This is a genomic window from Celeribacter baekdonensis, from assembly GCF_900102315.1.
Taxonomy (GTDB): domain Bacteria; phylum Pseudomonadota; class Alphaproteobacteria; order Rhodobacterales; family Rhodobacteraceae; genus Celeribacter; species Celeribacter baekdonensis.
Map to the genome: position 1 here is coordinate 115,797 of NZ_FNBL01000001.1, position 12,066 is coordinate 127,862.

8 protein-coding genes are annotated in these 12,066 nt (G+C 58.9%); 5 read left to right on the forward strand and 3 right to left on the reverse strand.

Going from position 1 to position 12,066, the window contains the following annotated elements:
• Position 1: 1 nt before the first annotated feature.
• Genes BLT54_RS00560 through BLT54_RS00575 form a run of 4 tightly spaced genes read left to right on the forward strand, consistent with a single transcriptional unit; the run spans position 2 to position 4,239 of the window.
• Positions 2-1,012: a branched-chain amino acid ABC transporter permease gene (locus BLT54_RS00560; protein ID WP_074640052.1), complete on the forward strand. Its 1,011-nt coding sequence runs from the start codon at positions 2-4 to the stop codon at positions 1,010-1,012.
• Positions 1,009-2,325, forward strand: a complete 1,317-nt coding sequence (locus tag BLT54_RS00565; protein ID WP_176832794.1) for a branched-chain amino acid ABC transporter permease — start codon at positions 1,009-1,011, stop codon at positions 2,323-2,325. Before BLT54_RS00560 ends, BLT54_RS00565 begins: the two co-directional genes overlap by 4 nt.
• Before the next feature lie 34 nt (positions 2,326-2,359).
• Entirely contained in the window at positions 2,360-2,947 is a 588-nt protein-coding gene (locus BLT54_RS00570; RefSeq protein ID WP_176832795.1) for a nucleotidyltransferase family protein, read from the forward strand.
• Positions 2,948-2,988: 41 nt separating this feature from the next.
• Positions 2,989-4,239, forward strand: coding sequence for an MFS transporter (locus BLT54_RS00575; protein WP_074640056.1), 1,251 nt, complete (start codon positions 2,989-2,991; stop codon positions 4,237-4,239).
• Positions 4,240-4,445: 206 nt separating this feature from the next.
• Here the strand turns inward: BLT54_RS00575 and BLT54_RS00580 are convergent, their stop codons facing one another.
• The 3 genes from BLT54_RS00580 to BLT54_RS00585 form a co-directional block, all read right to left on the reverse strand.
• Positions 4,446-7,214, reverse strand: coding sequence for a Hint domain-containing protein (locus BLT54_RS00580; protein WP_245707921.1), 2,769 nt, complete (start codon positions 7,212-7,214; stop codon positions 4,446-4,448).
• Entirely contained in the window at positions 7,211-7,402 is a 192-nt protein-coding gene (locus BLT54_RS22085) for a hypothetical protein (RefSeq protein ID WP_143026701.1), read from the reverse strand. Before BLT54_RS22085 ends, BLT54_RS00580 begins: the two co-directional genes overlap by 4 nt.
• A 556-nt stretch (positions 7,403-7,958) precedes the next feature.
• Positions 7,959-8,417 carry an Lrp/AsnC family transcriptional regulator gene (locus tag BLT54_RS00585; RefSeq protein ID WP_074640058.1) on the reverse strand — a complete coding sequence of 153 codons (459 nt, stop codon included), beginning with the start codon at positions 8,415-8,417 and terminating at the stop codon, positions 7,959-7,961.
• A gap of 116 nt (positions 8,418-8,533) precedes the next feature.
• Here BLT54_RS00585 and putA point away from each other — a divergent pair, with 116 nt between their 5' ends.
• The gene (gene putA / locus BLT54_RS00590) at positions 8,534-11,965 is read left to right on the forward strand and encodes a bifunctional proline dehydrogenase/L-glutamate gamma-semialdehyde dehydrogenase PutA (protein WP_074641342.1); all 3,432 of its coding nucleotides are present in this window, start codon (positions 8,534-8,536) and stop codon (positions 11,963-11,965) included.
• Positions 11,966-12,066 lie beyond the last annotated feature (101 nt).

The following is a 12,066-nucleotide window of genomic DNA, read 5'->3' on the forward strand; positions in this document are numbered from 1 at the left end:
GATGGATATCCTCAACGCCTTCGTGGCCTTCGCCAATTTTGTCCTTATCCCTGCCACCGCCTACGGCGCGCAGCTTGCGCTGGGGGCTTTGGGCGTCACGTTGATTTACGGCGTGCTGCGGTTCTCAAACTTTGCCCATGGCGAAACCATGTCCTTTGGCGCGATGGTGGTTGTGCTGGTCACGGCGCTGTTTCAAAGCTGGGGCCTCTCGCTTGGGCCGCTGCCGACCGCCCTTCTCGCCCTACCCTTTGGCATCTTGGTCACGGCGCTGTTGCTTTTGACCACCGACCGCGTGGTCTATAAGTTCTACCGTAAAGTCAAAGCCGCCCCCGTCATGTTGGTGATCGTCTCCACCGGGGTGATGTTTGTCATGAACGGCGTCGTGCGCATGGTCGTGGGCACAGAAGACCGCCGCTTTGCCGATGGCGCGCGCTTCCTCGTCAATGCCCGCGATTTCAAAGCCTGGTCGGGCCTGGACGAAGGGCTTGCGATCAAAACCACCCAAGTGATCACCGTCGTCGTCGCCCTGATCACCGTGGCAGCGCTGTTTTGGTTTTTGAACAAAACCCGCACCGGCAAATCCATGCGCGCCTTTTCTGATAACGAAGATTTGGCGCTCTTGTCCGGCATCAACCCGGAGCGTGTGGTCACGATCACATGGCTTTTGGTCGCCGCTCTCGCCACCATCGCGGGCGCGCTTTATGGTTTGGACAAATCGTTCAAACCCTTTATTTATCAACAACTTCTCTTGCCGGTCTTCGCGGCCGCCATCGTTGGCGGTATCGGCAATCCGTTGGGCGCGATTGCGGGCGGGTTTGTCATTGCCTTTTCCGAGGTGACCCTGACCTACGCCTTCAAAAAGGTGATCACCTATCTCAGCCCAGACAGTTGGAGCCCCGACGGTTTGGTCCAGCTTTTGTCGACGGATTACAAATTTGCCGTCTCTTTCGCCATCCTGATCATCGTGTTGTTGTTCAAACCCACGGGTCTCTTTAAGGGGCAATCGATATGACACAATCCGACATGAAAAAATCGAGGGCTCCGCTGTATTTCTTGGCGATGGCACTGCTGATCTCGGCGGTTGGCCTGTTGCAATCGTGGAACTCCGCGCTGTCCATCCTCAACATGGGGCTGATCTCGGCGATCATGGCCTTGGGGGTGAACCTGCAATGGGGCTATGCGGGGCTGTTTAACGTTGGCGTCATGGGCTTTGTCGCATTGGGTGGCTTGGCCGTTGTGCTGACCTCGATGCCGCCGGTCCCGGCCGCGTGGTCGGCGGGCGGCGGGCGCATCATCGCCGCGCTTGTGGTCGGTGTCATGATCATCGCGGGCGCTGCCGTGTTGTGGAAACGGATGCCAAAAGGCCGGACGCGCGGCTTGGTTTTGACTGCCGTTCTGATCCTTGGGTTCTTCCTGTTCCGATTCCTGTTGGACCCGGCGGTTGCGGCGATTGAAGCGGTCGATCCGGCGGTCTCCGGCTATCTTGGCGGGCTTGGCTTGCCGGTGATTTTGGCTTGGCCTGTGGGCGGGATCTTGGCGGCGGGCGCAGCTTGGCTTGTGGCCAAAACCGCGCTCGGGTTGCGCTCTGATTATCTGGCCATTGCCACACTGGGCATCGCCGAGATCATCCTTGCGGTGATGAAAAACGAAGATTGGCTGTCGCGCGGCGTCAAAAACGTCAACGGGCTGCCCCGTCCCGTGCCGAATGAAATCGACTTGCAAAACGCGCAATGGTTTTTGGACATGATGGTCCGGTTCGGCATGGACCCGACCACGGGGTCGTCGATTTTTGTCAAACTTCTTTATGCCTTGCTGTTTCTGGCGGTGATCATTCTGATCGTCACGGCGATGGAATTGGCGCTCAAAAGCCCTTGGGGCCGGATGATGCGCGCGATCCGCGACAATGAAACCGCCGCCGAAGCCATGGGCAAAAATGTCACCGGGCGGCATTTGCAAATCTTCGTGTTGGGGGCGGCGATCATCGGCGTTGCGGGCGCGATGATGACCACGCTTGACGGTCAGCTCACCCCCACCACCTACCAACCGCTGCGCTACACCTTCCTCGTCTGGGTCATGGTGATCGTCGGCGGATCGGGCAACAATTGGGGCGCGGTTTTGGGCGGCATGTTGATTTGGTTCCTGTGGATCGAGGTCGAACCGATTGGCGCATGGATCGTCAATGTGATCACTTCGGGCATGGACGATGGCTCGTCGTTTAAGGCTGGATTGATCGAACGCGTGGCCTATATGCGCTATTTGACCATGGGCGTGATCCTTTTGGTCGTGCTGCGGTTTTCACCGCGCGGGTTGTTGCCAGAAAAATAAAGCGCTGATGGTCGGCCAAACACAGGGGCTCAAAATGCGTTTGCTTGCGGGAATATGTGCGGCGGGGAATTCAAGCCGGATGGGGTTTGACAAATTGTCGACCCCGCCATCCCTGCACTCCCCCGACACGCTTTTGCGTCGGGCCATTACGGCGGCGAAGGGCCATGATATTTTGGTCGCTTTGCCGCCGGACACCCATCCGTATTTCGCCAGCCGTCGGGCCATATTGCGGCGGCGCGATGCCTTTGTCTGTGTCGAACAAGCCAATGACGGCCTGTCCGCGACGTTGAAATGCTTGGCCAAAGCGGCGATTTCAGGCGGCTATGACGGGTTGATCGTGATGCTGGCCGATCTGCCTTTCATCACCGCCGCGCATCTTGACACTTTGGTTGCGCTGTTTGAAACCTTTGAGGGCACGCAGAGTGTGCGCGCGATGAGCCAAAGCGGGCGCGATGGTCATCCGGTGATCTTTCCCGCCTCCCTTTTGCCCGAATTTGACAGGCTCACCGGCGATCATGGCGCGCAGGAATTGATGGCAAAATACGGTGCCAAACGGGTGGAAATGCCGTCCGAGGCGGCGACTTGGGACATGGATACGCTGGAGGATTGGCGTCAGATGTGACCTCTGACCCGCTGTTTCTTTAAATCAATTTGGCCCTTAAAATGACCCTTCGCCCGCTCCACCGTTTCATACTGGCCAGTGGCCTGACCAATTTGGCCGATGGCATTGCCACGGTGGCTTGGGCTTGGCTCGCGTCACTGTTGACCCGCGATCCGGTCTGGATCGCTTTGGTGCCTGTGGCCCTGCGCTTGCCTTGGGCGCTCTGTGCCATTCCTGCGGGGATCATCACCGATCGCGCCGATCGGCGGGTGTTGATTTTGCGGATGGACGCCCTGCGCGCGGTGGCGTTTTTGGCGGTGGGCGTGGCGATTGTCTCCGCCCTGCCCCTCGCGCCCGCCCCCGCCAGCGGCATCTCCAACCTTTGGCTGTTCTGGGCGCTTCTGTGCGGGGCCAGCGTGGTCGGTGTCGCCGAAGTGTTTCGCGACAATGCGGCCCAAACCATGTTGCCGACGCTCGTCCCACATGCCGAACTTGAAACCGCAAACGGGCGACTTTGGAGTGTGGAACTGATTGGCAACGCTTTGATTGGGCCGGCTTTCGGCGCGATGTTGATCGGTTTTGCCCTGCCCGCGCCGTTTCTTTTGAATGCGATCAGCTATTTTGCCGCCATTTTCCTTGTGCTGCGGATCAAGGGCGTGTTTCGCGCGGCGGGCACGCGCGCCCGCGATTGGCGCGCGGAACTCAAAGAAGGCGCGGCCTTTTTGCGTGCCGCCCCCGTGCTGCGTAGCCTTGCGTGGATCACCGGGTTTTGGAATCTGCTATTTCATATGATGATGATCGCACTTGTCCTGCATGTTCAGGAAAACCTGGGCCTAAACGCACAGGTTTATGGGCTGATTTTGGCCTCGGGGGCGGTGGGCGGCATTTTGGGCGGATGGCTCGGCGGCGGCATTATCCGCGTGCTTGGGCCAAGCCGGTCGGCTCAACTGGCGTTGCTGGCCTCTGCTCCGATCTTTCTCGCCATCGCATTCGCGCCCGGTCCGGTGAGTTTGGGACTGACATTGGCGGTGTTTGAATTTTTGGGGCTGATTTGGAACACGGTTTCCGTGTCCTATCGACAGCGCGCCATCCCCGACGCCCTTTTGGGTCGGGTCAACAGCCTCTATCGGCTTTTCGCCTGGGGCATGATGCCGATTGGTCTTGTATTGTCGGGACTGATTGCGCGTGGCGCACAGGGCGTTGTGGCCCGTGACATGGCTATTCTGATGCCGATTTTGGTCGCCGCTCTGGGCGCGTTTATTCTTGCTTTTATCGGATGGAAAGCGCTCGGGCGCGGTTTTGGCGCAGACTGAGGCCGCGAAGCCGGAAAAGCGGTGATGTGATACGCAAGACAATGCAGATCAGCCAAGGCTATAGATAATCCTCTGGTGGCCCAGCCCCCTGTGGCCACCGAGGTTCCCGGCGCAGGTGAACGTGTCACCAACGCCGGGAGAGCGTTCTTTAAAGCGTTGCGCCTTTCCCCTGTCTCAGGTGAAAGGCGTGACGTTTTTAGCTTGGATCAGGAGACCAAAAGCTCGGCTTCGTGTTTGCGAAGGATGCGACGGGCGGCGGTGAAGCCACCGCGGGCTGACACGTCTTGCAATTCCGGGAAGAGTGTAAAGATTTCCTGACGGGCGTCTTCACCAATTCCGGCGAGGGTGTAATCGCCCGGCTGGAAGCTTTCCGACCATGTCCCGTCCGAGAGGACCACTTCGTGGCGCTCGAACATGACGTGGATATAGGTCACCTCAGCCGCATCCATCACCTCGACACCGTCCAAGCGGGTCAGGTGTTTGGCGGCCACAAGAACTTCGTGCTCGTCAAACAAAAGCGCGGCTTTTTCGTTGGAGACCAACATGCGGTGGTTTGGAGAGACCATCATGTCCCGCTCCGGCAGACCGGCACCAAGTGCGCCCTGACGGATCATCACCGGCATCAATGCACGACGGGCCGCCAGATCGGCAGAGGACAGGGATTTCTTGCCGATCCACTGGATCGCCTGAAGACCGTTGTCGCGGGTGATGACTTTGTCGCCCAGTTTGAGGGTTTCCACCGCGACTTCGCCTTTGGGTGTCGCAATCAGCGTCCCCGGCGTGAAGCAAGGGATGATTTCCTCGATATTGGTATAATTGATGTTGGCGTATTGGTCCAAACCGGCGTTGTAGAGTTGGATCTGACCGTCAAAGCCGTTGCCATCGGAGTCCGGGTTTTGCACTTCGTGGGTGATCACCCAGCCATTGGACAACAGACCGGACAGATCAAGCGTATCCCAATCCACGCCGCCGGCGCCACCGTCCACGGTGGTGTTGTTCACACCAGACGTCACATCGTCCAAGGAGACAAAAATCGTATCTTGGTCATCGCCACCGGACAGAACGTCATTGTCGCCGCCGCCGTAGATCGTATCGTTGTCTTCTCCGCCATCAACAATGTCATGGCCCGCACCGGCATAGATCGTGTCGTTGTCGATGCCGCCATAGATGGTGTCGTCGCCATCGCCACCATAGATCAGGTCGTCATCGTCTTGACCATAGATCGTATCGTTGCCCGCACCGCCGTGGATCACGTCCTGGCCGTTGTCGGTGACAAGATCGCCCGCATCATCGGGGATGTTCAGACTGTCCGGGAAGCCCGGTGCAAGACCACCATAGATGATGTCATTGCCTTCACCGCCGTCGATTGTGTCGGAGCCTTCGCCACCGACGATAAAGTCATCGCCAGAGCCGCCCAAAATGGTGTCATCGTCAAAGCCGCCGTCGATGGTGTCATTGTCGGCACCGCCGTCGATGTAATCATTGTCGTCGCCACCTGAAATCGTGTCATTGCCCGCGCCGCCCAGCAGCGTGTCCATGTCATTGGTGGTGTCCGCATCGCCCGGAAACACGCCGGGGTAGCCGCGATCCGGGCTGCCGATGTCGCCGCCGATGATGACGTCATCGCCATCGCCGCCTTCGATGTAATCATTGCCGTCGCCACCGTCGAGATAGTCGTCGCCGCCACCGCCGGTGATGGTGTCATCGCCACCCATGCCCCAGAATTCATTGGTATATGTGTCGGCCGGATCGGTGCCCTGATGATCAAAACCGGTCAGGGTGTCGTCATAGTCAGAGCCGATCACACCGTCGATACCGCTGGAGATACTGTCGTTTTCGGCGTCGCCACCGGAGAGTGTCGAGGTCGACAGGTCGACATTGACCGCAGCGTCTGAGCCGGAGTAATCAATGTTGTCCTGACCTGCACCGCCGGTGAACGTGTCCGCACCTGCGCCACCGATAAAGGTGTCGTCGCCTGCGCCGCCGTCCAGCGTGTTGGTGCCTTCGTCGCCTTGCAACGTGTCATTGCCACCTTGGCCAAAGATCACGTCATCGCCTGCGCCGCCAATCAAGGTGTCGTCGCCTTCGCCTTCGGTCAGCTCGGTGCCGGAAACGGCATCAAAGGTCACGTCAGAAATGTGAATGCCTGACACGCCCGTGCCCGGATTGGTGTGGATGATCTGAAGCGAGGCCACCGGGCCCGCGATGCTCACGGTAACGGTGTTGCTGTCGGCGGAGGGTGACACGTTGTCGGTGTCCTCGGCCGTGACCGTATTGCCAGAGAGGATCAGGTCAGAGCCGATGTCAAACGTGACCGGAATTTCATTGCCGTCCGCGTCATAGGCGATCACGGTCACCTGACCGAGATTGGCGTCGATGTCAGAGATGTTGAAGGTGACGTTTTGGACATCGTCAGAGAAAGACATGGCATAGGTGCCAACTTCGCCCGCTGCCGCGTTGGACGCGAGGGAGGAGTGGGAATCTGCGCCATCGACCCCATCGACGTTGACCGTATTGGTGGAGAAATTCGAATCCACGCCAATGTTGCTGGCGTGCCATGTGTCATAAGTGTCCGGGGTGGTGACCGTCACTGTGACATTGCCGGTGTCTTGGGTCAGCGTCAGACCTTCGAGGTCATCGCCGTTGTCCACGGTGCCAAGGCCACACCAATCCTGATCTGTGATGTCCGCCCAAGAGAATGTTTCGGTGGATGTGGTGGTTGCTACGCCGGTGTCACCATAGATGGTGTCATTGCCTTCGCCACCAAGCACGGTGTCGTCACCGCCGCCCGCATAGACGACATCATCAAGGCCGTCCGCCCCATCAATGACATCGCCTTCAGGATCACCGGTATATGCAACGTCGATGTAATCGTCACCAGCGGTCCCATCAACAGTCCCTGTCAACGGGGTCGGTGTGGTCGGGGTTGGATCTTTTGGATCGCAATCATCATCATGCGTATGCGTATATGTCATCTTCTCATTCCTTCACCACCGCTCGACAAGAACGGAAAAATAACGCGACCGGTTGCCCGGATGAGTCCCATAAACACAAGACCAAAGCGTCTGCATTGAAATTGTAAAGTTCGAGAAGACATAGCCATCACATCGATGGCAAAACTCGCAATCGTCACACGCAGCAGCAGATCGAATGAACGATCCATGTACCACATCGGACACGCAAGCCGACGCCCTTCTCGGACTTCGAAACTTAACGCAGCCGCCCCCGTGGCCTTATGTTGCCCCCCAGTTGGGCCACTTATGGATATGTCAAAAAGGTGTCCGTGCATACGGGGAAAATGGGCTAAAAATTGTCCTGTCGTCGAAATGCGTCGCAAATCACGCGGTGAAATCGAGCGCAAACCCGTCGTCCAACCTGAGACGTCCGGGACAGATATTGCGCAGGTTTTCTGTTTTTATCTTTTTACTTCATGGTATTATAGGTCATTTTTCAAACCGGAACCTGCGCGCTCCAGCGGTGATTAACCTAACGTCACATACCCTGGCGGACGCCGCCCTTATCCTGCCTCAATTTTAACCCATTCACAGATTGCATTTGTCGGAATGGAACCAATGGCCGCAATTGCTTTGAAATGGGGCCAAAGCGAAAACAATGACATTGGCCCTCTTCGAATCACTGTGGCGAAAACTTGGCCACAACGGCGGCTTAACATCTTGGTAAATGCCACAAATCTGAGAAACGACCTACCCAACGGTCTGTCAAACCACGATTTCGGACGGTTCGATGATGGCCTCCATCGCCACATGGGTTGAGGTCGAATTGACAAAGGGCAGCGCTGAAATTTTATCGCCCATCACTTGACGATAATGGTTTATATCATGGGCACGCACTTTGACGAGATAATCAAACCCTCCCGCGATCATGTAGCATTCCTCGATCTCGGGCACGAGTTTGACCGCCTCATTGAATTTCTTGAGCGCAGATTCGCGCGTGTCGGACATGCGCACTTCGACAAAGGTGACATGGCTCAACCCGAGTTTGAGCGGTGAGACCACGGCGCGGTAGGCCGAGATCAGCCCCGCCTCTTCCATATTCTTGATCCGCGCGGCCACGGGTGTTTTCGAAAGTCCAACCCGTTTGGCCAATTCTGTCACTGGAATCCGGGCGTTGTGTTGCAATTCGCGCAGGATTTTGCGGTCAGCCTCGTCAATAATCATTATTCGTCCTTTTTGCGGGATATTTTTGTACGATTTGTCTGCATCAATACGCGATTTTGGACGCAACGACCAGAGGAACGCAGATATTCAGGGTGAAACAAATTCCGGAGTGGACCATGTTCGATCATAAGTTCGACACGTTTTCAGGGCGCGCCAAAATTGCACCTGAACAGGATGTTTTGAAAGACCTCATGCAACAGGGTGCCCTGACGGAGCCGGAACGCGTGGCGATTTCGAACCGGGCAGCCGGCTATATCCGCCGCATTCGGGCCGAGGCCAACCCCGGTTTGATGGAAAAATTCCTCGCGGAATATGGCCTCTCAACCCAAGAGGGCGTGGCGCTGATGTGTTTGGCCGAAGCGATGTTGCGCGTGCCGGATGCCACAACCATCGACGCGCTGATCGAGGATAAAATTGCCCCCTCCGATTGGTCGAAACACATTGGCGAAGCCTCCTCTCCGCTGGTCAATGCCTCGACATGGGCTTTGATGCTCACGGGCCGGGTGTTGGACGAACGCGATCCGGGCGTGGCGCGTGTGCTGCGCGCGGCGATCAAACGTGTGGGCGAACCGGTGATCCGCGTGGCCGTGGGCCAGGCGATGAAACAGATGGGCCGCCAGTTCGTTTTGGGTCAGACCATCGACAAGGCGCTGGAGCGCGCCCGCGAGCGCGAAAAACAGGGCTACACCTATAGCTACGACATGTTGGGCGAGGCCGCGATGACGAAAGCCGACGCCACGCGCTATGCCAAATCTTACAGCGATGCGATCAAAAGCATCGCCAAGGCCGCTATCCATGGCTCGGTCGAAACCAACCCCGGCATCTCGATCAAACTCTCCGCCCTGCACCCGCGCTATCAGGTCGCCCAAGAGGCGCGCGTGATGGCGGAACTGGTGCCGGTCGTGCATGATCTCTCGGTGATGGCGAAACAGGCCGGGATCGGCCTGAATATCGACGCCGAAGAACAGGACCGTCTGGTCCTCTCGCTCAAAGTGATCGAAGCGGTGCTGACGAGTGCCGATCTCGCGGGCTGGAATGGCTTTGGCGTGGTGGTGCAGGCCTATGGCAAACGCGCCGGTCAGACGATTGACTGGCTCAACGCGCTGGCCACGCATCTGGATCGCAAAATCATGGTCCGTCTGGTCAAAGGCGCCTATTGGGACACCGAAATGAAACGGGCGCAGGTCGAAGGTCTCGACGATTTCCCGCTGTTCACCAACAAGACCGCGACCGATGTCAGCTACATCGCCAATGCACGCAAATTGTTTGGCTATTCGGATCGCATCTATCCGCAATTTGCCACCCATAACGCCCATTCCGTCGCTGCGATTTTGGACATGGCCGAGGGCCGTCCGTTTGAATTCCAGCGCCTGCATGGCATGGGGGCGCAACTGCATGATGTTGTGATCAAAGACGAAAAAACCCGCTGTCGGATTTACGCCCCGGTTGGCGCGCATCGCGATTTGTTGGCCTATCTGGTCCGCCGCCTGCTTGAAAATGGCGCGAACTCGTCCTTTGTGAACCAATTGGTGGACGAAGACGTCAGCCCGGAAGAGATCGCCGCCGATCCGTTCACCGCGCTGGCCGCCGCCACCCCTCCCTCTGGGTTGCGCACCCCGAAAGATATGTTTGCCACCGAAGGTCGGACCAATTCCAAGGGCTTTGATCTCTCGGATGAGGCCTGTTTGACTAAGATTTACGCGGCTCGCGATGTGCCCCTGCCCGAGGCCGGGCCGATCACCCTGCGCCCGGCCACAGGCGTGACCTGCGATGTTGTGAACCCGGCCACAGGCGAGGTCGTGAGCGCGGTTTTGGAGGCGGATGAGGCCACCGCCCTGCGCGCTATCGAGGATGCGGCCACGTGGGATGCGCCCGTATCTGAGCGTGCGCAGGTGCTGCGCCGCGCCGCCGATCTTTACGAGGCCAACACCGGTCTGATCTTTGCCACTTTGGCGCGTGAGGCGGGCAAGACCTTGGCCGATTGCGTCGGCGAGCTGCGCGAAGCCGTTGATTTCCTGCGCTATTACGCCGGTCAGGCCGAGATGCGCGGCGACATGATGGATGCGCGCGGGATTTTCACCGCAATCAGTCCGTGGAATTTCCCTCTGGCGATTTTCTCTGGCCAAATCGGCGCGGCTCTGGCGGCAGGCAATGGCATCATCGCCAAACCCGCCGAAGCCACGCCGGTGATTGCCAGCATCTCCGTGTCGCTGCTGCATGAGGCGGGCGTGCCACAATCCGCTCTGCAACTGATCACCGGGCTTGGCTCCACCGTGGGGCGCACCCTGACCTCGGACGCGCGCGTGGGGGGCGTGGTGTTCACCGGCTCGACCGCCACCGCCCAATCCATCCGCCGCGCCATGGCGACCCATATGGACGCGGGTGCGCCCTTGATCGCGGAAACCGGCGGGTTGAATGCCATGTTGGTCGACTCGACCGCCCTACCCGAGCAAGCCGTGCGCGACATCGTGGCCTCGGCGTTCCAATCGGCGGGCCAACGCTGTTCTGCACTGCGTTGCCTTTATGTCCAAGACGACATTGCCCCGCATTTTATCGAAATGCTCAAAGGCGCGATGGATGAGCTTTGCGTTGGCGACCCCTGGGTGTTGGCCACCGATGTCGGTCCGGTGATCAACCAGGCGGCCTATGACAGCATCAACGCCTATATCGCCGCAAACGCGGCCAAGGGCGCGCTGCTGCATCGCGGTGATGCGCCAGAATCCGGGTTGTTCGTTGCCCCGACCCTGTTGAAAGTCGGCGGCATTGCCGATCTGGAACGCGAGATTTTTGGGCCTGTGCTGCATGTCGCCACCTTCAAGGCGCATGAGTTGGACAAGGTGATTGCGGATGTGAACGCGCGCGGTTTTGGCCTGACTTTTGGGTTGCACACGCGGATCGATACGCGGGTGCAAGAGATCGCGGATGGCATTCATGTCGGCAACCTCTATGTGAACCGCAACCAAATCGGTGCCATCGTTGGCAGCCAACCCTTTGGCGGCGAAGGGCTTTCGGGCACCGGGCCAAAAGCTGGGGGGCCGAGCTACCTGACCCGATTTATCAAACCGCAGGCCGCGACCGAGGCGGGGGTTTGGGACACGCCCTGTGATCTGGAGGCGCTCAAAGCGGCGCTGGCCAAGACGTCACTTGCCAAGACCCAAAGCGGCGGGCTTTTGGCGGCCACCGAGATGCCGGGGCCGACTGGCGAGGCCAACACCCTGCGCACCTACGCGCGCGCACCGATCCTGTGCATGGGGCCGGGACAGGCCGCCGTTGATGCACAAATCGCCGCCGTTGAGGCCTTGGGCGGGGTTGCGGTCCCATGCACAGGCACGATGGACCCCGCCGTTTTGACCACCCTCACCGGGTTTGATGGCGTGATCTATTGGGGAGGTGAGCCGCGCGCCTATGCCGAGGCGCTGTCGCTGCGTGAGGGCGCGATCCTGCCACTGATCACCGCCCTGCCCGATGCGGCCCATGTCGCCCATGAGCGGCACATGTGCGTCGACACCACGGCGGCGGGCGGCAACGCGGCGCTTTTGGCGGGATAAGAGCCGCAGCATTCCGCCGCCGCACCAAACACGTTTCCCCCCGCGCCCGAAACATGGCGCGGGGGTTTTCGTTTGGACCGCAATGTCACACACGAAAAAAC

Coding starts and splice junctions, on each gene's coding strand:
- BLT54_RS00585 (WP_074640058.1), bottom strand. CDS start 8,417: ATGATTATTGACGAGGCTGACCGCAAAATCCTGCGCGAATTGCAACAC.
- BLT54_RS00580 (WP_245707921.1), bottom strand. CDS start 7,214: ATGACATATACGCATACGCATGATGATGATTGCGATCCAAAAGATCCA.
- BLT54_RS22085 (WP_143026701.1), bottom strand. CDS start 7,402: ATGGATCGTTCATTCGATCTGCTGCTGCGTGTGACGATTGCGAGTTTT.
- BLT54_RS00570 (WP_176832795.1), top strand. CDS start 2,360: ATGCGTTTGCTTGCGGGAATATGTGCGGCGGGGAATTCAAGCCGGATG.
- BLT54_RS00560 (WP_074640052.1), top strand. CDS start 2: ATGGATATCCTCAACGCCTTCGTGGCCTTCGCCAATTTTGTCCTTATC.
- putA (WP_074641342.1), top strand. CDS start 8,534: ATGTTCGATCATAAGTTCGACACGTTTTCAGGGCGCGCCAAAATTGCA.
- BLT54_RS00575 (WP_074640056.1), top strand. CDS start 2,989: ATGACCCTTCGCCCGCTCCACCGTTTCATACTGGCCAGTGGCCTGACC.
- BLT54_RS00565 (WP_176832794.1), top strand. CDS start 1,009: ATGACACAATCCGACATGAAAAAATCGAGGGCTCCGCTGTATTTCTTG.